Annotated in this window: 26 protein-coding genes and 1 pseudogene; 11 read left to right on the top strand and 16 right to left on the bottom strand. The window is 54.1% G+C overall.

The window, feature by feature from the left end; genetic code table 11:
• Positions 1-298 precede the first annotated feature (298 nt).
• The 6 genes from Q1B13_RS24475 to Q1B13_RS24450 form a co-directional block, all read right to left on the bottom strand.
• Positions 299-934, bottom strand: a complete 636-nt coding sequence (locus tag Q1B13_RS24475) for a sulfotransferase family protein (protein WP_299085194.1) — start codon at positions 932-934, stop codon at positions 299-301.
• 309 nt (positions 935-1,243) lie between these two features.
• Complete coding sequence (locus Q1B13_RS24470) at positions 1,244-2,110, bottom strand: methyltransferase dimerization domain-containing protein (protein WP_299085197.1); 867 nt, start codon at positions 2,108-2,110, stop codon at positions 1,244-1,246.
• Between the two features lie 11 nt (positions 2,111-2,121).
• Positions 2,122-2,304, bottom strand: coding sequence for a hypothetical protein (locus tag Q1B13_RS24465; protein WP_299085200.1), 183 nt, complete (start codon positions 2,302-2,304; stop codon positions 2,122-2,124).
• 47 nt (positions 2,305-2,351) lie between these two features.
• Positions 2,352-3,314 carry a sulfite exporter TauE/SafE family protein gene (locus tag Q1B13_RS24460; protein ID WP_298938045.1) on the bottom strand — a complete coding sequence of 321 codons (963 nt, stop codon included), beginning with the start codon at positions 3,312-3,314 and terminating at the stop codon, positions 2,352-2,354.
• Complete coding sequence (locus tag Q1B13_RS24455) at positions 3,307-4,884, bottom strand: NAD(P)-binding domain-containing protein (protein ID WP_299085202.1); 1,578 nt, start codon at positions 4,882-4,884, stop codon at positions 3,307-3,309. The genes Q1B13_RS24460 and Q1B13_RS24455 overlap by 8 nt, the downstream gene beginning before the upstream one ends.
• Positions 4,877-5,368: a hypothetical protein gene (locus Q1B13_RS24450; RefSeq protein WP_298938047.1), complete on the bottom strand. Its 492-nt coding sequence runs from the start codon at positions 5,366-5,368 to the stop codon at positions 4,877-4,879. Before Q1B13_RS24450 ends, Q1B13_RS24455 begins: the two co-directional genes overlap by 8 nt.
• A 501-nt stretch (positions 5,369-5,869) precedes the next feature.
• On the opposite strand from Q1B13_RS24450, the gene Q1B13_RS24445 reads away from it, so the two are divergent.
• Together Q1B13_RS24445 and Q1B13_RS24440 are read left to right on the top strand one after the other, a co-directional pair.
• Complete coding sequence (locus tag Q1B13_RS24445; protein ID WP_299800651.1) at positions 5,870-6,064, top strand: hypothetical protein; 195 nt, start codon at positions 5,870-5,872, stop codon at positions 6,062-6,064.
• Between the two features lie 31 nt (positions 6,065-6,095).
• Positions 6,096-6,883, top strand: a protein-coding gene (locus Q1B13_RS24440; RefSeq protein ID WP_299085204.1) for an IS5 family transposase whose coding sequence is annotated in 2 segments (ribosomal slippage) — positions 6,096-6,435 and positions 6,435-6,883 — 789 coding nt in all. Because the reading frame shifts where the segments join, the coding sequence is not laid out codon by codon here.
• Between the two features lie 63 nt (positions 6,884-6,946).
• On the opposite strand, the pseudogene Q1B13_RS24435 reads toward Q1B13_RS24440, so the two are convergent.
• Positions 6,947-7,858: pseudogene (locus Q1B13_RS24435) on the bottom strand (DUF4238 domain-containing protein); the annotation flags it as partial.
• A gap of 1,279 nt (positions 7,859-9,137) precedes the next feature.
• Between Q1B13_RS24435 and Q1B13_RS24430 the strand changes: the two are divergent.
• From Q1B13_RS24430 to Q1B13_RS24420, 3 genes are all read left to right on the top strand, one after another.
• Positions 9,138-9,878 carry a hypothetical protein gene (locus Q1B13_RS24430; protein WP_299085207.1) on the top strand — a complete coding sequence of 247 codons (741 nt, stop codon included), beginning with the start codon at positions 9,138-9,140 and terminating at the stop codon, positions 9,876-9,878.
• A gap of 29 nt (positions 9,879-9,907) precedes the next feature.
• Entirely contained in the window at positions 9,908-10,165 is a 258-nt protein-coding gene (locus Q1B13_RS24425) for a hypothetical protein (protein ID WP_299085210.1), read from the top strand.
• A 330-nt stretch (positions 10,166-10,495) separates the two neighbouring features.
• A complete protein-coding gene (locus tag Q1B13_RS24420; protein WP_299085213.1) occupies positions 10,496-11,056 on the top strand; it encodes an AAA family ATPase in 561 nt (186 codons plus the stop codon).
• A 458-nt stretch (positions 11,057-11,514) separates the two neighbouring features.
• Here the strand turns inward: Q1B13_RS24420 and hflC are convergent, their stop codons facing one another.
• The 6 genes from hflC to Q1B13_RS24390 all read right to left on the bottom strand — a co-directional run bounded on the left by hflC (position 11,515) and on the right by Q1B13_RS24390 (position 15,340).
• Complete coding sequence (gene hflC / locus Q1B13_RS24415) at positions 11,515-12,534, bottom strand: protease modulator HflC (RefSeq protein ID WP_299085216.1); 1,020 nt, start codon at positions 12,532-12,534, stop codon at positions 11,515-11,517.
• A complete protein-coding gene (hflK, locus tag Q1B13_RS24410; RefSeq protein ID WP_299085219.1) occupies positions 12,531-13,598 on the bottom strand; it encodes an FtsH protease activity modulator HflK in 1,068 nt (355 codons plus the stop codon). The genes hflC and hflK overlap by 4 nt, the downstream gene beginning before the upstream one ends.
• A 75-nt stretch (positions 13,599-13,673) precedes the next feature.
• Positions 13,674-14,165 (bottom strand): hypothetical protein, encoded by a 492-nt coding sequence (locus Q1B13_RS24405; RefSeq protein ID WP_298938053.1) that lies wholly within the window; start codon positions 14,163-14,165, stop codon positions 13,674-13,676.
• A gap of 16 nt (positions 14,166-14,181) precedes the next feature.
• Positions 14,182-14,640 carry a hypothetical protein gene (locus tag Q1B13_RS24400; protein ID WP_298938054.1) on the bottom strand — a complete coding sequence of 153 codons (459 nt, stop codon included), beginning with the start codon at positions 14,638-14,640 and terminating at the stop codon, positions 14,182-14,184.
• 8 nt (positions 14,641-14,648) lie between these two features.
• Positions 14,649-15,035 carry a hypothetical protein gene (locus tag Q1B13_RS24395; RefSeq protein WP_298938056.1) on the bottom strand — a complete coding sequence of 129 codons (387 nt, stop codon included), beginning with the start codon at positions 15,033-15,035 and terminating at the stop codon, positions 14,649-14,651.
• A gap of 38 nt (positions 15,036-15,073) precedes the next feature.
• On the bottom strand, positions 15,074-15,340 hold the full coding sequence (locus Q1B13_RS24390) for a hypothetical protein (protein ID WP_298938058.1): 267 nt from the start codon (positions 15,338-15,340) through the stop codon (positions 15,074-15,076).
• A gap of 349 nt (positions 15,341-15,689) precedes the next feature.
• Here Q1B13_RS24390 and Q1B13_RS24385 point away from each other — a divergent pair, with 349 nt between their 5' ends.
• The 3 genes from Q1B13_RS24385 to Q1B13_RS24375 all read left to right on the top strand — a co-directional run bounded on the left by Q1B13_RS24385 (position 15,690) and on the right by Q1B13_RS24375 (position 17,017).
• The gene (locus tag Q1B13_RS24385) at positions 15,690-16,109 is read left to right on the top strand and encodes a hypothetical protein (RefSeq protein WP_298938060.1); all 420 of its coding nucleotides are present in this window, start codon (positions 15,690-15,692) and stop codon (positions 16,107-16,109) included.
• On the top strand, positions 16,106-16,504 hold the full coding sequence (locus Q1B13_RS24380; protein ID WP_298938062.1) for a hypothetical protein: 399 nt from the start codon (positions 16,106-16,108) through the stop codon (positions 16,502-16,504). The genes Q1B13_RS24385 and Q1B13_RS24380 overlap by 4 nt, the downstream gene beginning before the upstream one ends.
• Before the next feature lie 324 nt (positions 16,505-16,828).
• Positions 16,829-17,017, top strand: a complete 189-nt coding sequence (locus Q1B13_RS24375; protein ID WP_113788272.1) for a hypothetical protein — start codon at positions 16,829-16,831, stop codon at positions 17,015-17,017.
• Between the two features lie 57 nt (positions 17,018-17,074).
• Here the strand turns inward: Q1B13_RS24375 and Q1B13_RS24370 are convergent, their stop codons facing one another.
• A complete protein-coding gene (locus Q1B13_RS24370; RefSeq protein ID WP_299085222.1) occupies positions 17,075-17,809 on the bottom strand; it encodes a Crp/Fnr family transcriptional regulator in 735 nt (244 codons plus the stop codon).
• Between the two features lie 154 nt (positions 17,810-17,963).
• On the opposite strand from Q1B13_RS24370, the gene Q1B13_RS24365 reads away from it, so the two are divergent.
• The 3 genes from Q1B13_RS24365 to Q1B13_RS24355 all read left to right on the top strand — a co-directional run bounded on the left by Q1B13_RS24365 (position 17,964) and on the right by Q1B13_RS24355 (position 21,486).
• Positions 17,964-18,206 carry a hypothetical protein gene (locus Q1B13_RS24365; protein ID WP_299085225.1) on the top strand — a complete coding sequence of 81 codons (243 nt, stop codon included), beginning with the start codon at positions 17,964-17,966 and terminating at the stop codon, positions 18,204-18,206.
• Positions 18,207-18,500: 294 nt separating this feature from the next.
• The gene (locus Q1B13_RS24360; protein ID WP_299085251.1) at positions 18,501-19,466 is read left to right on the top strand and encodes a fatty acid desaturase; all 966 of its coding nucleotides are present in this window, start codon (positions 18,501-18,503) and stop codon (positions 19,464-19,466) included.
• A 220-nt stretch (positions 19,467-19,686) separates the two neighbouring features.
• Positions 19,687-21,486, top strand: coding sequence for an SLC13 family permease (locus tag Q1B13_RS24355; protein WP_299085227.1), 1,800 nt, complete (start codon positions 19,687-19,689; stop codon positions 21,484-21,486).
• Here Q1B13_RS24355 and Q1B13_RS24350 read toward each other — a convergent pair.
• A complete protein-coding gene (locus Q1B13_RS24350; RefSeq protein ID WP_298938065.1) occupies positions 21,483-22,169 on the bottom strand; it encodes a Na+/H+ antiporter NhaA in 687 nt (228 codons plus the stop codon). The genes Q1B13_RS24355 and Q1B13_RS24350 overlap by 4 nt on opposite strands.
• The gene (locus Q1B13_RS24345; protein ID WP_299085232.1) at positions 22,132-22,488 is read right to left on the bottom strand and encodes an SPW repeat protein; all 357 of its coding nucleotides are present in this window, start codon (positions 22,486-22,488) and stop codon (positions 22,132-22,134) included. Before Q1B13_RS24345 ends, Q1B13_RS24350 begins: the two co-directional genes overlap by 38 nt.
• Between the last annotated feature and the right edge of the window lie 8 nt (positions 22,489-22,496).

The raw sequence follows: 22,496 nt of genomic DNA, 5'->3' as shown, positions 1-22,496 counted from the left end.
GCCCTGACGGACCGCGTGGATCTCTTTGGCGAAGCCTCTTATGCCACCGGGCTCAGCAACGCAGGTGATACCAGCGCCCTGAGCGCAAATGCAGGCCTCAAAGTGGTGTTCTAGAAGACCTGCCCTTCGTCAGACACCAGGCAACATATCAAGCTGGCCTCTACCGCAGATGCCAGCTTGAAGCACGATCAGCGCGCGGTGAGCACCTCTTTTGTCAACACGACCTAAAGAACGCTCTCCGTCGATCACCGGCGGTTCCTGCAGGCATAAGACGCTGTGGCTTAATCTGAGAAACTCCTTATCCCAACTTTGACTTGATGAGCGCCCAAAAGTCCTCCCTGCTGTTGCTATGTGGAAAAGGTTCATTAGGAATGGGTACGCTCAGAAATGCGCAAAGCGGCTTCCAACCCTCAGTCACGTCGAACATGAGAATTCTGTCCTGGGCTGGATAGGATCGCACGTCTGCGTCACGCTTTTCGAAGGCCTGCAACGCAGCGGATTTGTCATCGTGAGATGATCCAAAGGTTTGCTTCGCGATCATCTCGTTGATCAATTCAGGCGCATTGCGAATTTGCTCCGCTCCGTCTGATGTACCTTTCATACCAATGACCTTGCCCACAGTCGATGAAAAGCTCGTCCACCACTGCTCCGGTGTGCGCGTTGTATGAATGATTTTAGCCTTAGGGAATGCGTCAGCCAATTGTTCCCAGTAGTGTGCCGCAGGCCAATCGACCGCACTGCTATATCCATCAAACGCCACTGACCAGTCGACATCATCTCCCCTCAACGCTTGTCGCCAGACTGGAAGCTGGTCGGGGTTTGCGATGATTTCATCCATATGATGACAAGGCCCTACGCCGAGTTTGTTCAGCGCTGTTTTCAAAGACATCGTGCCGGTTCTACCGAAGCCTGACCCTATTATCGAAAGTGGCATATTGCTTCCTCGCGTATTGGCCTGGGCGATCAATCCTTAGATGATGTTATCAGAATGATACTTCCCCAGATTGCGCGGTGCGCAAGCTAGAAATCCCAGTTCATAATTGATTGCCAGGCTGTTGAATGTCACTGAGAACTGACCCGGTATTTTCACCGAGATTTGCCCCACACTCAGTTATGCGTCGCTGTTTATGACGCGGTCAGTGTTGCGGTCTCCTTTTCTGTTTTCTTTACGGCCTTGGCACTGGCCTTAAACCGGTAGCTGTCTTTCGCCAGTGCGCTGTTTTAAGCCAACTGTCGATCTCATCTACGCTATAGACATCGCCCTCACCCGTTGTGATTTGAAACTCGGCCACCATAAGCGCTGCAAATGACGGCTTTGTATGTGTGGGGTCAGTCCAAAACCGATCAGTAGCAGTTTTGCGCCCTCGACCACGCGCTGGCGAATGCGGTTCAGGAGCATCAAGTTTTTTTCAGGCGAAAACATATGAACGATGTTTGCGACTATGACGGCGTCGTGACCGTCCGGTATGTCAACCTCAAAGAGATCACTGAAAGGGGTTTCGGCCAGATTCTGGCGCGCGATCTGCGCCGTCTCTGGCATCTCGACCAACGTACCTGAAATGTTAGGCCGCGTCGCAAGTGCTGTCTTAAGAAAGACGCCCATGCCTGCGACCATATCAAGGACCTTTTTATGCGTACTGAAATCGTACTTTTGCGCAAGAGCCTCTGGTGATGGAACCGTCAAGGTGGTGACTCCCATGTCGAAGATGTGCCGTTGCCCGGGGCTGAATTCCGGAAACCCTAATGTCCGCTTGTTAAGCCGAACAGAGGCCTCCAGTGTCCCCCATTGAGGATAAACAACTGTGTCCCAAAGCTTCAGAATCGGACGCAGGTCCTTGCCCGGTTGACCGCTCAAAAACGTCGCCGTGAGCTGTGTATTGTGATACTGGTCTTCAACCTTTTCGAGAAAGCCGATCGCAACGAGGGCATCTGCGATTATCCAGAGGGTTCGGCTCGGCACATCGAGTTGTTTCGCAAGTGCCTGCAATGTCTGGTGGCCGCTGGCAATTGCCTCAAACAGTTCGAGGCTGCTGGCAACAAAGACATATTTGGTCGCCATATGATTGCTCAGCAGTTGCGGGATCGGATGAAGTGACGGCTCTTGTTCCACTATTTGGCTCCCTAGTGTGAATGCTCTGCCATCGCCAAAATCTCATCTTTCGGACGGAACGTTGCGCGGCCCACAAGAAGTGCCTCGGCATCGAATATCGTTTCCCAAAGAACATGTTGTGGCCCGACCGGTTCTGCGGCAGCTCGCCATTCTTTGATCTTCTGCCTAAGCTTGGCTCGTTGTCCTGTGGTCATTCTTGCTCCATTTTGTCGAAACTTGTTTCCGGTTAAATCCGTCTCTCTCATGCAAGAGAAACAAATAGAAAGACCGTGGCGCTGAATATGATCCATAGCGCCATCAAAAGTTTCATCCGGTTAGCACCGATCGCGACTGTGATTTTTCTGGCAACGGCGCCCCCAATCAACGCGCCAGGCGCAGCACATACCAACAGCTGAACGTTCACCAATCCGGGGACAGATAAATGGAAAGGCAAAGCAAAAAAAACGGTCGCGGCGCCGACGCAGACAGCAAGTGCAATCGCCATGTTCAGTCTATACCCGAGCAGTATCAGGCAAATCGCCAAGATCTCACCGACGCCAACAGATATCCAAGCGGTAATAGCGCCACCTGTAAATCCCGAAGCGACAATGTAAATGGCGTGCTGATATGGCATGACACCTACGCTGCTTGTACTCAATTGACGCCGTTTGATCGTTGTCAAAGCGATGAGGCAGCCGACCACAATCGAAAATATGGAAAATAAAAGTTTGATGTCGCAAGGAGGCGTTGGGGAGAAGGCTTGAACGCAAGCGACGCCAATGAAAGCACACAATGTGCTCATCCACAAAATGGGCCAGAACTGCGACCAACCCTGCTCCTCTTCCATGCGTTTCACGAAACGGTATTGCAGCCACGACAAGCTTCCCGAGGTCATGCCAAAGCATTGAATCGCAATGCTTGTCGCCAGAACTTCAGCCGGTGAGACTCCAAGACTTATGAACACCGGCAAGAATACCACCCCACCGCCCACGCCCGTTGAATTGGCGACAAGTGCGGCGCAAATCCCAACCAAAAAATAGGCCAGCTTCCAGAAATGGCTCTCTGCTAGAAATGGTTTTAGCTGGTCAGAGCTGATCAACAGCGCCAACAACAGCGCGCAACTTAGGACAAAGAAACCTAAGCGAAGATAGAAATAAAATTTGCGCCCAAACAGAGCCTGCAGATCCAGAACACTGGCATTAGTGGGGAATGTCAGCTTATGCATTGTCGATGCTCTGCCCGGATTTTTCTTTCGTACTGACCGGCGGTACCCGCGTAATGCGAGATAGCAAAGACTTGCGCAGGTAGTATATTCTGCCGCGTAGTCCAGCCTTTACAATGTGGTTAAAGCTGCTGACCGGCATTTTACACAAAAAACTATGTGCAAGAGCGACTTTCTTGCCAGGTCCAGCCAAGCGGAACTGCGTAGCCTGCATTGGGCCATAGACCAGCTTGAGCCAAAGCAAAGGATGCCGCCAGAAATAACGATTAAGCGGCACCTGGCACCCTATTAATGAAGCGATGTCGTCCATGTAGCGGAAATAGTCTACCAAGCTTCGGATCCTTCGCGCGTTATGCTCAAACTGGTCCTCATACACAGCCATGTCATGTCGCGCGACCTCGGTCATCTCGCTTCGGGTCGGGAGTTTATGGGTTCCCGCAAAGACACCTGCACAATACCGTGCCTGCATTTCCATGATTGGGAACTGACTGCCAAACCCTGGCCGGGCCCAGCCCACCCAAGCAAGCCGCTCTTTCAAATCACCATGAAACATGTGTTTGTAAAGCTGGCGCGGGTCACATTCCCTTAGTCCTTTAGGCATAAAGGAAACGCGGTTTTTGTAACCCGTACAGAAAACCACGGCGTCTACGTCTTCAAGGCGATTGCCGCAGGCCGTTTTGAGTTGCTTCCCGCCTTCGTTAACCTCGGTAATGTCTTTGACGATCTCACAACCGTGATGGGCAATGGCCTTTGGCAACGCGAGCGTTTTGGTCCCGTAAGTGCCCCAAATACCATAGCGGGTTTTAACCATTTCATTCAGATCGGCCAGCGCATCAAAAATCGGATCATTGCGCGCTCTCTCCAATTCAAGAATCTTGGGGCTAAGCTTTTCACCGTACTCACGGGGCAAGTTCCAGATGCCGCGATGCGTTGATACGTCCGAAGCGTGTTCTCCACGTTTGCGCGGTACCACCCAGCCAGTAGATTCACGCAAACTCACCCAGCATTTTTCTGCAACGGCCGAAATTTCATAAGCTACGTCGGAGCCAGACTCTCCGCCCCCGACCACAAGAACGCGTTTGCCTTTGAAATTATCCGAATTCAAATAGTCTTTCGAATGCGAATATGTGATGTCTTTCAAGTTATCGTGCCATACCGGGTAATTCACGACATTGTTGTTTCCGATCGCTAGAACAAGTCGTTTGCATTCAAAATTTTCCCCTGTTGCCAAGGCTACTTTCCAGCTTTCCCCCTGGTCAGAAACGCTTTGGACCGTTGAGTTGAACCGGATGTGATCCAGAACGCCGTATGTCTTGGCATAGCCTTCCCAATATTCGAGAACCTCCTCCTTGTTCCAGAAATGGTGTTTCCTATCCTCCCCGATCCAATAGTCTGAAAACATGCTGAAAACAGAAGAAGATGTGAGTTTCAGACCATCGTAGCTATTGGAGAACACGCCACCAATTGTTTGTGATCGCTCCAGGCATAAAATCGTCCCGGCATCTTGTTCCAAAATCTCTTTTGTACTGACAAGGCCACCGGGACCGGCGCCGATTACTATGCAGCTATACATGGCTCTCCATTTCCTTTTCAGGATGGGTAAGTTTGCTCAGTTCCGCCTCTGGAAACAGAATTTCCTCGACGTCGCAGATGACCTCTGCAGTCTTTGCATTCGTGATCTGATGCTGCCGCCCGAGCCGCAATTCACATTTCGCCCGATCGCATGTTACGGTCAAAATTCGGTTGACAATTTTCGTCTCTATTCCGAATTCCTCTAACAAACTGCCAAATGGGGTTTGGGTTGATCGCAGCGTATCAATCAGCTTCTCGGGTACCGCATTTGTGCTGATGTTCAGCGTTGCTTCTAGAATTCGGCAGTAGGACGACTGTTGATACAGGGTGGACCTGCGAAAATAGTGCAGCCGGCTTTTACGAGCGCTGGTTTGCTTGCTGATAATCCTTCCAAAGTGTTTTAGTAATTTCGGAGTAAGCAGCCCATCGTGATCAAGCAGTTTTAACCCTACGGCAAAAGTCTTGAAACTGTCGCTATTCTCCATTGATTCAGTTCCGATCTGTCTTCATTGCGATGATGTTGCATTACAAACATCTTTAAATTGATTTTTAAAGAGGCTAATTACCTTTGCGCGATTTTATGCTGAGCTACCACTGGCGGCGCATTGGTATTCCATCTGCTCGGTGCACTTGCCTAGAGATAAATGTACTGAAGTTACTCGATAATTATTTTACTCTTTGTGCAAAATCTTTTCTCTGTGTGCATTAATGAGAATTGGGACAGGTGGAGGGCTAGACTTTTTATTGTGACTTTGTAACTTTAAATAAACGGTGGGAAGAAGAAATTTTCTATCCACGCTAATGCAAGCATAGCTTGCTAATCAGAATACCTTGTTCTTGCTATGAAACGGTGAATCACGATGTCTTCGTCACGGATCAATATTGAAGCTCAAAAATTCTCAAAATCATCAAACTCGTAGACGAAGGTGACAGATATTTGTTTCGAAACTTCGCAAGAAATTCCATCACATTCGATAAAAGGTAGCGTGAAAGAAGTAACCGAAGGGTCAGAAGCCAAGGTTGCGGAGACCTGTCATGAATTATTTAACATACTTGAGAAATATGAGAATATTATTATTGATCTGGCCGATGTCATTTTGGACTGGGATTCTACTCACGCAACATCGATTTCGACGGGGGTAAATGACCTAGGTCATGTTGACAAAAGGGATTCACATTAGGCTTTGAGTATGATTCAAGCTGGTATCTGCGATGGAGACCAGCTTGGCACGAGACTTGATGTCGGACGAGGAGTGGGCGTTCTTTGAACAGTTCATTCTTTCTGTCCGAGCCCCGAACGGACGCAAACCAAACGACCACCGCCTTGTTCTTGATGGCGTTTTCTGGATAGCACGCTCCGGCGCACCGTGGCGGGACCTTCCTGAAGAATTTGGGAAATGGTCGAGTGTCTATCGACAGTTCCGGCGTTGGACGCTTGCAAGGCTATGGGAACAGATCCTGGAGGCGCTGACCGAGAGCAGGATCGTTCCTGACGCCCTTCAAATGGTCGACAGCACCGTGGTTCGTGCGCATCATCAGGCATCGGGCGCTAAAGGGGGACTCCCCGACAGGGTCTTGGCTGCTCAAAAAGTGGCTTCACGACCAAGATCCATCTCCGGGTGAATGCCGCCGGCCTGCCGATGCGAATTGACATCACTCCCGGCCAGACGTCCGATTATCTCGGCTTCGATCTCATCATGGACGACAATCTGCCCGAACCTTTGGTGCTGTTAGCTGACAAGGGGTACGATGCGGACAGCATTCGCGACAATATGCGCAGCCGAAACATCCAACCGGTAATTCCCATGCGGAAGTCGCGAAAGAAGCGTGTTGGAGTTGATCGCCCGCTGTATCGACTGCGGAACCTGGTGGAGAGATGCTTCAACAAGTTGAAGAATGCCCGCCGCGTCGCGACACGCTACGACAAAACTGCAGAAAGCTTCCTCGGTTTCGTCGACATCACGTCAATCCGCCTGTGGCTCCGCCATTTGTCAACATGACCTAGACACTGCCAACGTTTAGAGGTTCTGCAATGGCATTGTTCTGCCTCGAGGTGGAAACTCCTAACCTTCCGTTTCTCTGTTATGCGATCCAAGCGGTCTGTCCTCTGCTACTATTCTATGTCCATGTTTTGCTGCGATGCGTTCCAAAGGAGTAGATTGCCGACGCATTGCGAAGTGCTTCTGCACAAACGCCGTCGTTTTAGCGTCTATAGTGCTTTCCTTACCGAAGACGAACGTGACTGCGTGCTGAACACTTGCCCTGTTCATTTCCTTCGCTATCTGGCGAAGGCTCCGAGCCTCGATGCGCATCATTGTTTCATTATCTTGTGTTGCAACAAAAAGACTGGTTGGGCTGATGGGCAATACAATGGCTGGATCAGATTCAGCGAACATCGGGTTCATCCACACTGGCCGATCAGAAGTAATCAATGGGATGCCAGTACCTTCGAAGTCTAGAACCTTCCAGTACATGTTTTGGATGAACCCGCCAATACGCGGATTGTCCATCATTCGTGGTAGGTAACGAATAATCCGGTCTACCTCATGCGGATCAAGGTTGGCTAAGTAATCATCAACACTGTCCGGCGCACCTTCCGGACGATTCTTTTCGTATGCTTCTCTTAAGCCGGGAGTTATGTTTTCACTCGGTTCTTTGATCAACGACTTGAGTTGTGCAATTTCGGACGGTGTTCTGATCAACTGTGCCCATACGTAACGCGACCAAGCGCTTCTATACCGTGGTTCCCACTTGGATTTTGGTAACCTCTTCTCGAGTAGTTTAATTGCCCTGGCGGCTTCATCGTCTAATCGAGACATGAAACCTTGTTCCATAGCAGGGTTAGGCGGGCCTTCGGGCATACTCATGGAATACAAATGAGGTTCATATCCAGTTCCTTTGGTTGATACCGGTTCTCCAACAAGTTTTTCAACATGAGGGCGACTGAAACGAAATACTGTCCCGTTCTCCCCTGCCCAACGTTTTAGTTAGAACTCTGGGAGGTAATGATGCTTAACAGGGCTGCTCATGAATAGATCTCTATAACGTGAGGAATTTGTCGCGAGCGTAGACCAACATCAAAGTCCTTGAACATATCAATACTTTTCTAATCACCAGCAGCAACTCAGGAGGACGCGGCATCCGCTGCTTTGAGCCCTTACCGGACCTTCATCCCACTTTGAGGCTTCGCTCGTGCAGAGGGTCGCAAACTGCACATTCCGGACGTTCAAATTCCAGTACCGCATGGCAAGTGAGCGGGACGAAGCGCCAATTCGCAGCAATTGCGCCATTGTCGGCTTTCGTTGACATACCAAGGTCGCGCGACTTCGTTATGAGGTGGGTTGTATTCCCTTCCGGGTCTTTATGGTCAGCGCCACGAAAGCGAGGAAAACTACGGCTAGTGCAGATAGCGTCCAATACGGCTCTGCGCGGCAGCCCTCTCCAATTGAAGCCAAATATACTGGGTCGGACAAGACGCTTATCATCCCCAAAATCACTAGTAGCGTTAGTACGCCTCCGAGAACCAGAAGCCATAACTTTCTAAAAACAATGGCTAAGGCTAAAATGGTCATGATCACTACACCGAGTGGGCTGGTCGTCGTTGCAACAAGGTACTCAAGTTGCGAAACAGGGCCGGTAGCGAAATCCCAGTTTGGCACTTCTTTGTCGCAGACCTCGGCGAACGCTACATCGGGGAAAAGCAGTAAAGCCAGCGTGCAGAATTCTGTCGTTGAGTGTTTCAGATGCGCCTCCCGACGTTATTGCTGCAACTCTGTTTAGCAGCTAACGGACGTTCGTGCACAGTGCAGCATCGGTGAATTTGGGCTCGGAACCCTATTCCCGCCATTTTCGGCGCAGAGTTCGGCTCAATTGACGCGAACGACAGGGCCGCGAAGGAGAAGACTGAAGTTCAAAGGTTTAGCCCATTTCGCCGATGACCGGTTCCGTCCCATCCCTATCACGGTGCTTGCTGCGGGGACATTCGGCGGCTATGAGCTGAGGCTTTGTGAAAACTCCGGCCCACGAACTCTTTCGTCGAACTCGTTTTCAGCGCCTGTGCAAATGCTCTCTCAGAAGCACGAGAGAACGCACATAAAGGGTATTTTCGACATATTTCGCCAACCGGTCAGAATTTTCACACAGCCTCAGCCCGAACTAACACAAGTTCAATTTGCTGATTCACTGTTCCCAATTGAGCCCTAGGCCATTAACCATCTGGGTACATTCATGAGGTGGATTTGGGGGCTGTACTGCATGTTACCTAAAGAGCAAATTTTGGCCGCACAGATCGCGTCATTGGTGCACGAACGCCTTTCGGGCATGCTTACGGTTGATCGGCGCACTAGAGAAGCCGAAGAACTGTTATTTGTAGGGCGCGAGGGCGGCGACCTTTTTGTTGAACTCGGGGTGTATAAAAAAGACCCCGGCCAATTCAACTATTCCCCAATAACAGACCAAGTAAATGTCGCTGATGCAATCGAAACCCATCCTGAACTTTCACCAAAGCATTTTGTTGAACTTCTGGGGTTTTTCTTTCGTTTTTTTGTTGGAACTGGGGGTAAATTCAGTAGCACCAAACATCCATTTTCTCCGCCTAGTGGTTATGAATTATTAACAGATGCGCTGGTCAACAATGGTCTTCTTTCTCCGAACAATGAGCGGGTGCTCTGGACTGATGCAGCCACGGAGTTCATGGAGGATAATGGCCACTGGGTGCAAGGCGTCTCAAGGTATGATAAATACGTTCAAGAAAAGGCTAAGTCCAATCAAGAAGAGGCCGTGCGAGCGGAGCATCTGGCCTCAGAAATACCACAAGAAGTAAAGGCTTTTCTCGCCAAGATTTATAGTGAACAGGGTGTGTTGGGGGTGGCGAAAACATTGCCTCGTCATTTTAGAAATGGGCAATGGAATATCTCACCCGTCGAACGTAACGTTGCCTTAATGGATGTGAGTATGACAATCAAACTCGCAAAGTTGTTACAACAAGAGTTCTAGTCTCTGTCGTGTTGTTGCCAGGAAATTAGATGGCAATCGACCTCCCTATGAAGTGCAGCGGCAGGAAAATCCCTCGTCTCGCTCATTGCCTGACGAAATTTCGCTGCGCGGCGTTTGAATGGCCGGTTTTCCCACTGTTGCGCAGCGACATGAACCAATCAGATGCCGCGAATTTCGTGCCGCTTGCGCCCACAGCGAAAAAATCCAAGGTACTAGTTGGGCTGATAGTGTTGAAAAACTCGAAAATTCCGATCATGCATTTTCTCGCCAAATTCCATCGCGCCTGAAAAGTCACCCCAGTTTGGATGGAGAAGGCCATGAGCGCGCGACACGACGGCAATGCCGTGCTCTGGCCGATCCCCCTGGCTAAAACTTTTGACCGGCTTTCAACGGCGGGATTTTTTAACGCCTTCCGTTAAAAATGGAGTTTTTCAACACTATCAGCTCAAACCAGACCTTGACTGTATACGGTGCCGAGGTCAGTCGGCAGTCCAAACTGGACATTAGACTTGGGAACCCGCTGGCCGGTCAGTTGACAATACGAGTTTTCGCTGAGCCTGCGCCTTTGCCTGCTTTTGTAGTTGGTCAAAGCCTGGGGCAAGCAGTATTCTGATAAAATGATTATTGTGCTGAACGGCTATCCTGGCGTCGGTAAACTGACAATCGGGCGAGAACTCGCAGAGCTCTTGAAGGCGCGTCTTGTCGATATTCACACACTCTACAATCTCGCATTCGCCCTGACCGAGTTTCGCACTCCCGAATTTAGGGAAACCGTGCGGCGTGTCGAAGAAATCGCGGACGAGCTCATTGCGGCCTTGCCCTCCGATATCCCTGTCATTTTCACCACTGTCCTGACGGGCGAGACGGGATGGGCTATGGAAGAGTGGCAAAGGTTCCTGGATCGAAGCGACCAACGGCCGCCCCTTGTGATGGTTCATATCGTCTGCGGCCTCGAAGAGAATATAAAGCGCATTCAATCGCCTGAGCGGAAAGGCAAAGGAAAGCTGCAGGGTGCAGAGGTTGCGCAACGCAACCACGCTTCATCAAAGCCACTAATCGGCAGCGACCTACCTTACACCCTTCGATTAGACGTAACTGCGTTGAAACCAGAGGCCGCTGCGGAGAGGATCGCGGCCCATTGTTCGGCAGTTCTCGCTACGATCGCCGATTTAGGATGATATCTCATAGCTGCACAGATGGGGACACACATGCCTCCCGCAGCATCCCCTCAATTAGGCTCGCTACCGACAACCTGCGAATTTGGTTGAGTGCCCGGTCTCAGCCCCAAACCGGTCCTTCAAATCTAAGCCTTGCGAATTCCTGAATGCGGGACTTTGCCGCCGTTGCCCTTCCGGGTGTTTGTCGGCGCAGCATCCGTTCGCAAGTGCGGCACGTTCATCGCTGCATTGCAGCCGATGTCGCCTGACCGGTCATTCAAAGACACGTCGATGCCCAAATCTCAAACCGTCCTTTCGCTGCAGTCAGGTCAGACAAACGAGACGCGGATGGTGTGGATGGCGTCTGCTCCCAAACACCGCGTTTGCGGCAACGGGTGTCGGTCGCAATCTGGCGTTCGGCGCTTCGCCTTTCGTCTAAATCCACCGGTTCTTCCGTCATCTCTTTGTCCTTCGCTACATCAGCGTTCGGCCGCAGCCGTCAGGCCGGGAGGGAGAGGAGACGTACTCCCAGACGGCTCTCCGGCCTCCATTCCTCTCAGAAACCTGAAAAGTTCGCTATCGGTTGTCAGGACCAGCGTCGTTCCGCCTGAAATCATGTCCTTGTAGGCCTGCATTGTCCGGGTAAACGCAAAGAATTCGGCGGCTTGGGCGTCGATGTTGTAGGCTTTTGCGTAGATCGCAGCCGCCGAGGCGTCAGCCACGCCGCGGATTTCCTCGACGGCGCGATACGCTTCAGATTGTATCTTGTTCAGATCGCGAACCCGGTTGCCGCGAATTCGCGCGGCTTCGCCATTGCCTTCGGAAAGAAAACGTTCAGCGATCTGGCGACGCTCGGAGATCATGCGGTCGTAGATCTTCGGACGCACACTCTCATTGTAATTGATCCGCTTGAAACGGATATCGAGAAGCTCGATCCCAAATACACGAACCTTCTCTGAGGCGGCTGCGAAAATCTCCTGTTCCACAAGTGCGCGGCCTTTCTGGATAGGAACCAGAGAACCTATGTCCTGCGCACGCTCCTCATCGGTTAGAAGCGTGTCCCGCAGCGGGATCCGGCCTTTCGTAGTCCGGATAATCTCTATCAACTCGTGTTTTGCGACGGCATTGCGGGTTTCGCTGCCGAGAATATCGTCCAGACGGGATTGCGCGCTGCGCTCATCGCGCAGCCTCAGGAAATATTGCAACGGGTCGGTGATTTTCCAGCGGGCGAACAGATCGACGGAAATGTAGAGCTTGTCCTTAGTGGGCATGTCGGACGGATTGCCATCCCACTCAAGAACCCGGCGGTCGATCCGGTTGACTTCCTGAACGATGGGCAGCTTTACCTTTAAACCCGCCGTTATAACTGGTTCTCCCACGGGTTTGCCGAATTGAGTGATAATGGCCTGTTCGACTTCGCCAACTGTGTAGAGGGAACCGGAGGCAATCACGCCAACTGCAGCCGCAATCCCTGCAATGAGACCCAGTCTGATGCTCATGACGGATCCTCCTGAAGCCTGTCGAGGTTCAAAAGCGGCAGGATGCTCGCAGTCGATCCTTCGACAATGATTTTTGACAGGATTGTGGGCAGAACATCCTGGAGGGTTTCTATGTATATCCGCCGCCTCGTGACCTCTGGTGCCTTGACGTATTCGGCCAAAAGCGCGGTGAACCGCGCAGCGTCGCCTTCCGCCTCGTTGATGCGTTTCAGGCGATAACCGTCAGCCTCTCGAATCCGCTGATCTTTCTCGCCCTCGGCCAGCGGAATGACTTTGTTGTACTCGCGGCGCGCCTCGTTGATCAGGCGTTCCTTTTCCTGCTGTGCCTGGTTGACCTCATTGAATGACGCCTGAACAGGCCCCGGCGGGTTGATGTTCTTCAGCTGCACCTGGTCGATACTGATGCCCATGGCGTATTTCGTGGACAGAGCCTGCATCTTAAAAAGTGCCTCGCTCTCGATCTCTTGCCGGCCGATGGTAATGACCTCGTCAACCGTGCGGTCTCCAACGACCTCGCGCATCACCGACTCAGAAACGTAGCGCAAAGTCGCGCTTGGCTCGCGTACCTCGAACAGGAACTTCAGGGGGTCCGAGATCCGGTACTGCACCACCCATTCCACAAGCGCGGCGTTCAGATCTCCCGTAACCATTTCGGTTTCACGTCGGCCGTCAGACGGGCTTTGGAAGGGATCACTCCTGCCCGGCGTGGTGAATCCGAATTCCTGCTTCAGCTGCCGTTTCACGGGCACCAGTGTGGCAACGTCGATGCCAAACGGGAATTTGAAATGCAGGCCAGGCGGAACCTCAGCAATGTATTTGCCGAAACGCTGGACAACGGCGACCGAGTCGCTCGGGACTGTGTAATAGGAAGACCAGGCTGCAACCGCCGCCAAGACTATCGCTCCTGCAACCAGTACCCCTCTCAGAGGCGGCCGCCCTTCAGGGAGTAATCCGCTCAGGCGGTCGCGGCCTTGACGAAGAAGATCGTCAATCTCGGGAGGATTGCTATTCTGTTTGCTTTGCCATGGCCCACGGTCTTCCGGGCCGCCGTTCTGGTCGGGCATATCGTTTTCTCCCTTGCTCGTGCGAACCGGCACCCGGCGCAGACCCTGGCGGTCGGCGGGGTGGATCCACGTGTCTTATTCCCTCTGTGTCGGCATTCCTTCGTTCTCCGCAGCCTGTATTTGTGAGTTTTCTTGTGGCGATGTACCTGTTGAATCCGCATCCCGTGCCTCTTTGTCCGCCTGAGATGCGCGCCCGCCCGCGTAGAGATGCCGAAGCTGCATCTCGGAAACACCGTCGGCCTCCATCACCAGCCGAACCATCGGGTCTGCCAGCATTTCTTCGAGGAAAATTTCGGCCAGATCTTTTCCGGTCAGCTTGTCCTTTGCCAGGGCGTCATCGAGGTCGGCCAGTGAAACGGTCAAGGTTCTCGCCAGGCCGGGGTGGGATGCCGGAGAATGCAGCCTCACCGCTACAGATGCTTTCCAGACTTCCGGGTGCAGCTGGTCGGGCGGTGAACACAGTTCCGTTTCAATGTCATACTCTCCTGCCGGAAGCCTCTCGTCGAAGTCAGGCACACTGAAAGGCCGGGCGAAAACCGCAATTGACTTTCTGACTAGCTCGTTCATAGGAGAAGTCCTCTCATCAAAGCGACAAGCGCGCCAAAGCTGCGGCTGCCAGAGCATTGCCCTTGTCGTGGTAGTCCCCGTGGAATACGCCATCCACCTTGACCTCCCAGATCCCATTCCTCTCTCTGACACGGACACGATCAGCTTGCGCGGTTGGATAATAGGGGTGTGCCGATGTTTGTCTCTGTTCCGGTTGGTGCAATGGCTTAACGAGTACGGTGGAGCTTGCCGCCTTTGGCAATTGCGTTTCTCCAAGGGCCATCACGGCGCGAATAAACTCCTCCGCGTAGTCATCCGCGTTCCGGTGGTCATGCTCGTGCCGCACCATGGCCATCGGCTCAACAAAACGCTTCTTCAGGTGCTCAAGAAAACGCGGTTCCGTGTGGGACATGTAAGCAATGAGCGACTGGAGAACCCGTTCATGGGCTAGAACGCGCCGATCAAGATCGGTTGTTTCAGGCAGAGGTGGTGACATGGCGCTGCTCATCCTTCATTGATCGTGTTTTCCGGACGCTCCGGTGACTTGTTTACGTCAAGGGCTGCAAGGCAGGATTGCGCGATGTCCCGGTTCGGGGTCTCTGTGCCTGGTACCGTCGCCCAGCCAGCCGCCATGAGGGCCTCTCGCTGCCGGAAGGTAGAGGCTGCCCGGATCGCCGCCATCTTGGCAGCCCGTTCCGGATCGGATCGGGCCATGTCCAGACAGACAGGCACCAATGCGGTGGCAACATGTTCACGGGCCATAGCCACGGACCTGTCGTTCGAGGTTCGGCCGGTTACCCAGCCGCCCCAAGAAAATCCAGCTACACTAACAAGTACTGCGCCGATGACGGCGCCGTAGAGGCCGGGTTTAAGCCATTCGGGAGTGTTCATTGTAGTTCCTCCAGCGGCAAAGCGCCGCCTCGCTATCTTCAGATGTCATATTGAATGCCGCGGCCAAGTGCCGTTTCCAGGTCGGTCCAGGAAATTGGTCGCATTTCTGTTTGGCCCAGCGAACACCCTTTGCCGTTTATGGTCAGGAAAATCGCTGTTCTGCGGTATTCCGTGAAACTCAGCGTCTCGATAAGTTCTTCCTCAACCAATACTTCGTATTCACCGGCAGGCAGCTCGTCCGAATATCCGGATAGGGTAAACGGGCGCGGGAAGGTCACGGTGGATCTGATTGAACGCAGCGCCATCCCCGGTCTCCGCGATGTATACGTGCCTTCCGCGCTGCAAGGGCTGCCGTATCCTGATTGCAGAGAGGTAGCCTGCATTTGCGGTCATCATACACTATCCCAGAACCGGGCGATGCGCGCTGACCCATGTTAGCGTCGCTGGGACCCGGGCCGTGCCGGCGAACCTTGGAGCTGCCCTGATGCTTGACTTCAGAGGTTTGGACACCGGCTGATCTGCCTCAGCGCGTGCTCCAGACGATGCGGGTATGATCGAAACAATCCGAAACATTTTGATCTTGCCAGAGGAGGCCCCGGTCAGTCGGCACGTTCGCTCCCAAGGTCCGAAAGCACTGAAAAGGAGGAAATGGTGATGCCCGCAGGTGGCATTCTTTACCCGCATAGCCCTGAGTTCGATCGGTTTCTGCAAGCCTTCGTTGGTGAGGATCGGAAAGGCAATGCTGTTACGGTACTTTCGGCCCTTGCAAGGCTAGAACTCGAACCTTGGGAAGAGGCAGCCGCGCTTGCCGCTTTGGAGGAAGAGGCCGCTGATTCGCGACTGGAGATGCTGTTGTCGCAATTCCGTGACGTGCCCGAACTCAAACAGGATTACAGATCGGTCGCGCGGGAACTGACCCGTCTTCTTCCCAAACGACGTAAGCTTTTTAAGGCTGATTCTGGTGGCGTGGAAAACCGGCCGGAAAATTTTCCTGGATTGATATGGGCGGTACTGACGATCTTCCTTCTGATTGTGCAGTTAATACTCGCAGGCACTCCGGGAACGGGCCAATGACCTTGGGCAAAGCACAAGACGGCGATCGCAGGCAGGGCGGCCCACCCGGTCACGACAATGCGATCCTCTGGGATCTGGAGGCGCGACACTGGACCAGCGGCGCGGACAGCGCTCGCACGGTGACTGCAACAAATGCAGTGATGATACTTCCCTATCCGCCGGGCATCCTTCAGGGCGGACAGATCCTGGAGCATATGAAGAAAACCACGGGCTGGCGAACTGTGGAAATGAGAGACCGCAGCCAAATCAGGCAAGGAGCCATTGCCGTGCTCGCCTATCGCGTATTCGCTGAAAAGTCGGGTTCACCAATCTATGAGGCGCTCTGCGCGTCCACATATTTGCTGGACAACGGTCGGTGGCTGCGGCTGTCACATCAGCAAACCCCCACCACCTGACTCCAGAAGGATGAATCTTCACCTTGGGGCGAAACCTTTAACGCACCCGTTGACATGTGAACCGGCCCCTAAGGTCATGATTCATAACCAGAACATGGCGACGGCAGCCAATGCCCAAACGGACAGTAGGATTCTCGGGTGTCCCAAGCTAACCTGCGTCAGTGTTGCGGGGCGGAGAAGATGAGTACATGGCTTCGTGCCTGCCGAATCTCCGGCGGCACTCATTTCCGAGCAAAATAGAAGCGCGTGAAGCGTGCGGTTCTTGAAACGAGCCGCATTGCCCAGCGTTTCCTATTCTCGGAATGTCCAGGAAAGGACATTCTAATGACGCCTGAACAAACCAATGTCACCGAGAAGATGACCTCGGTCAAAGCAGCTTGTGACAAAGCACCTGCCGGTCCCAGAAAAGATCGGGCGCTGGAACACTACCAGGCTGCCGAGAAAGCGCACGAGGCGAATAACTACGACGAGACGGACAGGGAACTCAACGCGGCTGCAGAAGAGATTATCTGACTTATCTCGTCTTAGAAGAAAATCAGGCCGCCCAAGTTTAGCGAAGGGCGGCCTCCTTCATTTCAAAAGTGGGCCGGTCTGATCCAGATACGCCGTATCGAAACCTGAAATGGCCACCAATCCGTCATAGTCGTCGAACGTCACGCGGCTGTCCTGAAAGGTCAGCAGCCGTTTTTCGCGAAGCTGCCTCAAAACACGGTTCACATGGATGGCGCTTAAGCCGAGTGCATCAGCAAGATGGTACTGCGTCAAAGGGCAAGCGAATCCTTTCTTGCTCCCCATTCCGACCAGCCTCAGCCGTTCCGCCAGTTCCAAGAAGAAATGCGCCATGCGCGAATCTGCGGCGCGTCGGCCAACCCCAACGAGGTGTTCGACGACCATGGCTTCGTCCCGTGATGCTGCCCAGAGAACGGCTGCCGCCAGGCGAGGCGTTTTCTCGAATGCTTCCAGAAGGTCGCCCCCCAGAACCTCCACCGCCTGAATGTCCGTGACCGGCTCGAAACTGTGGTCGGAGGTGCGCAGAAGGACGCTGCGCAATCCAAGAAAATCCCCTGGTATCTGGAAGTCTACGATCTGTCGAGTTCCATCCGGCTGAAGCTTGTAGGAACACACCCAACCAGCGGCCAGAATGTAAGCGGCCTGATCCGACTGCCCCTGATGCACAAGATCACGCCCCGCGGTGAAGGAACGGCGGCGCAGATGCAAACGCTTCAAAACGTCCAATTCATCGTCAGACAAGGCGACGAAGACTTGCAGCTTCCGTGTCAGCGGGCTTTCAAAGATATCCGTCATCGGGGCCTCACAAGCCGGAAAAGCTCCAAGCGCAATCGTGCAGAGACTGCTTTCGGTTAGCCCAGCATAGCCTTTTTTCTGCGAAGATGCTTGTGATAAGCGAGGCCGCCCGGTCGCGCGTTACTTTAACAGTTACCTGGAAGGAAGTCACAAAATGCGTAGCGAACAGGACTTCTCGGGAATGGCGGCCCTCGCAATCTGCGAGTCGATGCTGCTGGCGATGAACGATCACAAGCTTCTCGCAGAACGTGAGATCATGGGCATCCTTCGCGATGCTGCAAAGACGCATGAAACCGCAGCTGTAACTGATGGAGAGATAGAGACGCATCGGTCCGTGGCGGTTCTCATCAACCGGATCATTGCTGGCGGGAACTCCGTTCGGAGGCCGCCGGGATGACACATAATTTCAGCGAGATAGATATCGCCCATGCCGTTTTCGTCCAACTCGAATAGTGCACGGGGCCAACAGCCCGACCAGCAGGACATGCCGGGTGGCATGGGCCACCAAGACGGCAGCATCCAAACCGACATGCAGACTGCCGGATCTGCCTCGACCGCGCGGCAAGCGCGGGTCCAGCCAGAACCCTTGCCCGTTACGGGTGGGGCACCCGGCACGGGATACCCCTCCGGTGTAACCGGTCCGAGACAGGAAAAGGCGCGGCTGACCGCATCAGACTGGACACAAACCCTGATGAAATACCGGCAGCCAATCCCCTCTCGCAGTACTTTCGAACTGACGGTCACGCTCGCGCCTTTCGTGGCAATATGGGCGGTTGCCTGGTGGGTGCTCTCGATCAGCACCGCGTTGGCACTGGCTCTCGCGTTGGCGAATGCAGCCTTCCTGCTCCGGCTGTTCATAATCCAGCACGACTGCGGGCATGGTTCCCTGTTCCGCGACCGGCGTCTGTGCGATTGGATCGGTCGCGTGATCGGCGTTATCACGCTGACACCCTACGACGTCTGGCGCAAGACCCACGCGATCCACCACGCCACGAGCGGAAACCTGGACCGGCGGGGCATCGGAGACCTGCCGGTGCTGACAGTCAGGGAGTACCGCGGGAAGGGATGGCCCGGCCGTACGCTTTACCGCCTGTTGCGCCATCCGGTTTTCCTGTTCGGAGTGGTGCCGTTTTACACGTTCTTTCTGCACAACCGGCTGCCCGTCCATCTGATGCGGTCCGGCTGGCGCTACTGGTTGAGTGCGATGGCGACAAACGCTGCCATAGGCCTCGCTCTGACAGTGATTGTCTTGCTGGGCGGGTGGGAAGTACTGCTGTTCGTCTTCCTGCCGACGATGCTTCTGGCCGCAATAGCCGGCATGTGGTTTTTCTACGTGCAGCATCAGTTTGAGGAAACCAGCTGGCGGCACGAGGAAGACTGGAACATCCGGGACGCGTCCCTTCACGGCAGTTCGCACTACGCTCTGCCCGGCATCCTGCGCTGGATCACCGGGAACATCGGAGTCCACCATGTGCATCACCTGGCCAGCCGCATCCCGTTTTACCGTTTGCACGACGTAGTCAAGGATCACGACATCCTGGCACAGACCAGACGCATTACGCTTTGGGAAAGCTTCCGCTGCGCGCGACTGCACCTTTGGGATGAGAAAAGCCGCAGATTGCTGTCGTTTGCAGAGGCCCGGGCACTTCCCACCTGAGCCTTGCCTAACATTGCCACTGGTCAGCGAATTGGTGCGTTGGATAGGAAACTGGGAGCACCTCAATAGGACATTTGTTGCTCCACGGACGGCCACGTCTGTGCCAATAGAGTTTCTTTCTGAGCCAGTATTATCGGGACAATTGGGCTGATTATTCAGTTGTCGCTCTAATCAGGAAGGTGGATGCTGCGACCGCATATCGTCAGCGGCAAAGGTATGAATGAAGGAGGGCGGACAGATTGAGCTCATCGCCGACTATGAACCCTATCTTGCGCTCGCAGTTGTCGTCCTTCTGTTCGCAGCATTTCTTTCCGAGCGCTTCGAACCGGACGTAACCGCTGCGGGGGCCGCCGCGCTGTTTGTCGTATTGGGGTTTGTCCCCACGAATGAAGTTCTGGCAGTGTTTTCGAACCCTGCACCCATAACGATCGCCGCGATGTTCGTAATCAGCGGCGCGCTGGTCCGAACCGGGCTTCTCGACGCACTTGCGAACAAGGTTGTCGCCGCAGGGAGCAAGCGCCCGGTCGCCGGTATAGCGGCGTTTCTCATCGCGACGCTAGTCGCCTCGGGTCTGATTAACAACACGCCGGTCGTCATCGTCCTCATACCGGTGGCCATTCGTTTGGCGCAGAGCCTGGGCTTTGCTGCGACACGCCTGTTGATTCCGCTATCCTACATGTCCGTCCTGGGCGGGACGTGTACTCTGATCGGCACGTCGACCAACCTTCTGGTGGACGGCGTTTCCCAGGCGTCTGGCTTGGAACCGTTTTCAATTTTCGAGATCACACCGGTCGGTCTGGTGGCCGCGGCCACAGGCGGTGTGGCGCTCCTCCTGCTTGGACCTGTCCTACTGCCGGACCGAAAGGATATTGCGGAACAGGGCGGCGACGATAAAGCAACTTTTTTGACCGAGGTACGCCCGCAAGAGGACTACCCGAATATTGGTCGAACGATTCATGAAATCGCCGCCCTCAGCCGAAGAGGTGTTGAAATCGTCGGCATCCGTGCGCGGTCTGGAGTCAAGAGAGAGGGATTGAGTGAACACATACTCGAACCGGGCGACAGGATCATTGCCAAGGTTGCGACATCAGAACTGCTCACCCTCAGGAAACTTGAAGGGATCGAAGTCGGGTTGCGCCAGGGGCCAGCGGCCGAAAACACCTCGGAGCTGATCGTCGCCGAAGCTATCGTGACGCTTTCACGCCGAAGCCGCGGAGTGCGCATTGCCCAGCTTGCCATGGGGCACCGATACGGCATGCGTGTTCTTGGCGCCCACCGACATGGGGAAGTGCTTGGACCCGACCTGTCGACGGCGCTTTTGCGCCCCGCCGATACACTGCTTTTGGAAGGAACGCCTGAAGGCTTTGCCCGAATGACCGAGGCGGGCGATCTTGCCGCGATCACGGATGCCGGGGGGCGCGCCTTCCGCCGCGGGAAAGCGCCGCTAGCTCTGTTCGCGCTTTTCGCGGTTGTGGCGCTCGCCGCTGCCGGGTTCGCCGAGATCAGCGTGCTCGCACTTGTCGCGGTCGCTGCCATCCTCGTGCTCCGGTGCATCGACAGCGGCGAAGCCTGGGCGTCCATCGACGCCAGCGTCCTTGTGCTGATCTTTTCCATGCTAATCGTCGGACGCGGTATGCAGAATGCAGGAGCTGTCAACCTGATCGTGGAGACATTGGTGCCGACTCTCGTAGAGTTGCCCCTAATTGTTACGCTCGCTGCGATCTACATACTGTCTTCGGCGCTCACCGAGGCGGTTACCAACAACGCCGTTGCCGTCGTCGTTACACCCCTCGCGATCGGTGTTGCGGAACAACTCGGTGTCGACGCAAAGCCGTTCGTCGTCGCTGTGATGTTTGGCGCAAGTGCAAGTTTCGCCACTCCGGTCGGCTATCAGACCAACACATTGGTATATGGCGCAGGGAACTACAGGTTTTCCGACTTCCTCAGGATCGGCGTTCCGATGAATCTTATCGTCGGCGCAGCCGTGGTCGGGGTGATCCCGGTATTCTTCCCATTCTAGGGTACCCGGTCTTGTTCTGCGGTGCTTGTGGCGCTTTTTGTGCGCGCTGCGTGAATTGTCAGCAGGAGCAGCATGAGGATCCCGGCCGTTGCGGCAATAGCTGATCCTGAGAGAATTCCAAGCTTTGCGGCGTTCAGCGTCGCCGGATCGAAGGCCAAGCCCGCTATGAACAGCGACATCGTGAAGCCGATACCAGTTAGAAACGAGCCGGCCAGAATTAACGGCCCCGACAAGCCCGGCGCTAACACTGCCAGGCCTGATCGGACAGCTAGCCAGCTGAACCCGAAGACGCCGATCGGTTTTCCTAACACCAGGCCGACAATTATCGCCAAGGAGACCGGTTGTTCGAAATCGGCACCCTGAACCGTGATGCCGGCATTTGCCAGCGCGAAGATCGGCATGATTGCAAAGCCGACCCAAGGGTGCAGCATTGTCTCGAGCCGTTCGACTGGCGAGAGTGCCTCCGTGACCGCTCTGCTTGCTTGACGCAGGTTATGGCGGGTTGCGGTATCTCCCTGCTGCCGATCGCCGGCCGGAACGGCGCGTAGCCAATAGCCATCTCCGGAAGAGATGCAGGGTGAGTAGAATTGGCAAGGACAACGATTGGAAGTGTGGGGCGTTTGCCGCCCCACACAGTGTTTTTCACTATGCGTGGTGTTTCGGCATTTTCTGAAACACCACATAAAGGCCCGCCAAAACCAAAGCCGTTCCGACGACGCCGGCATTCCAGGCGGTCACAGGTTCGGTGAAACCGAGCAGCCAAGGAGCCGCTACCAATATCAAACCGTAGGAAACTCCCAGATAGGTCTGGACCAGGTTATGTTTGTTGTGGCCGTAACCCGCTACGGTCAAAGCCAAAAGACCCGAGAGAATGAGCAGTCCTGCATCGCCAACGAGGGCATTGCTAAGAGCCGATTGGCCGCCGAGAAGCATGAATGGCGACAAGATGAGCCAAAGCCCTGAAGCTGTGAATGTCCATCTGAAAATTTCACGATTTTGCATAGCGGATA

It is taken from the genome of uncultured Ruegeria sp. (genome assembly GCF_947489545.1).
Taxonomy (GTDB): Bacteria; Pseudomonadota; Alphaproteobacteria; order Rhodobacterales; family Rhodobacteraceae; genus Ruegeria.
Note: the sequence above shows the minus strand (reverse complement) of the source record. Positions and strands in the feature narration are given on the sequence as shown.

Coding starts and splice junctions, on each gene's coding strand:
- Q1B13_RS24430 (WP_299085207.1), top strand. CDS start 9,138: ATGTTACCTAAAGAGCAAATTTTGGCCGCACAGATCGCGTCATTGGTG.
- Q1B13_RS24385 (WP_298938060.1), top strand. CDS start 15,690: ATGCCCGCAGGTGGCATTCTTTACCCGCATAGCCCTGAGTTCGATCGG.
- Q1B13_RS24460 (WP_298938045.1), bottom strand. CDS start 3,314: ATGCATAAGCTGACATTCCCCACTAATGCCAGTGTTCTGGATCTGCAG.
- Q1B13_RS24450 (WP_298938047.1), bottom strand. CDS start 5,368: ATGGAGAATAGCGACAGTTTCAAGACTTTTGCCGTAGGGTTAAAACTG.
- Q1B13_RS24405 (WP_298938053.1), bottom strand. CDS start 14,165: ATGAACGAGCTAGTCAGAAAGTCAATTGCGGTTTTCGCCCGGCCTTTC.
- Q1B13_RS24475 (WP_299085194.1), bottom strand. CDS start 934: ATGCCACTTTCGATAATAGGGTCAGGCTTCGGTAGAACCGGCACGATG.
- Q1B13_RS24380 (WP_298938062.1), top strand. CDS start 16,106: ATGACCTTGGGCAAAGCACAAGACGGCGATCGCAGGCAGGGCGGCCCA.
- hflC (WP_299085216.1), bottom strand. CDS start 12,534: ATGAGCATCAGACTGGGTCTCATTGCAGGGATTGCGGCTGCAGTTGGC.
- Q1B13_RS24350 (WP_298938065.1), bottom strand. CDS start 22,169: ATGTGGTGTTTCAGAAAATGCCGAAACACCACGCATAGTGAAAAACAC.
- Q1B13_RS24390 (WP_298938058.1), bottom strand. CDS start 15,340: ATGGCGCTGCGTTCAATCAGATCCACCGTGACCTTCCCGCGCCCGTTT.
- Q1B13_RS24360 (WP_299085251.1), top strand. CDS start 18,501: ATGAAATACCGGCAGCCAATCCCCTCTCGCAGTACTTTCGAACTGACG.
- Q1B13_RS24455 (WP_299085202.1), bottom strand. CDS start 4,884: ATGTATAGCTGCATAGTAATCGGCGCCGGTCCCGGTGGCCTTGTCAGT.
- Q1B13_RS24425 (WP_299085210.1), top strand. CDS start 9,908: ATGGCAATCGACCTCCCTATGAAGTGCAGCGGCAGGAAAATCCCTCGT.
- Q1B13_RS24465 (WP_299085200.1), bottom strand. CDS start 2,304: ATGACCACAGGACAACGAGCCAAGCTTAGGCAGAAGATCAAAGAATGG.
- Q1B13_RS24365 (WP_299085225.1), top strand. CDS start 17,964: ATGCGTAGCGAACAGGACTTCTCGGGAATGGCGGCCCTCGCAATCTGC.
- hflK (WP_299085219.1), bottom strand. CDS start 13,598: ATGCCCGACCAGAACGGCGGCCCGGAAGACCGTGGGCCATGGCAAAGC.
- Q1B13_RS24400 (WP_298938054.1), bottom strand. CDS start 14,640: ATGTCACCACCTCTGCCTGAAACAACCGATCTTGATCGGCGCGTTCTA.
- Q1B13_RS24345 (WP_299085232.1), bottom strand. CDS start 22,488: ATGCAAAATCGTGAAATTTTCAGATGGACATTCACAGCTTCAGGGCTT.
- Q1B13_RS24355 (WP_299085227.1), top strand. CDS start 19,687: ATGAAGGAGGGCGGACAGATTGAGCTCATCGCCGACTATGAACCCTAT.
- Q1B13_RS24375 (WP_113788272.1), top strand. CDS start 16,829: ATGACGCCTGAACAAACCAATGTCACCGAGAAGATGACCTCGGTCAAA.
- Q1B13_RS24420 (WP_299085213.1), top strand. CDS start 10,496: ATGATTATTGTGCTGAACGGCTATCCTGGCGTCGGTAAACTGACAATC.
- Q1B13_RS24395 (WP_298938056.1), bottom strand. CDS start 15,035: ATGAACACTCCCGAATGGCTTAAACCCGGCCTCTACGGCGCCGTCATC.
- Q1B13_RS24370 (WP_299085222.1), bottom strand. CDS start 17,809: ATGACGGATATCTTTGAAAGCCCGCTGACACGGAAGCTGCAAGTCTTC.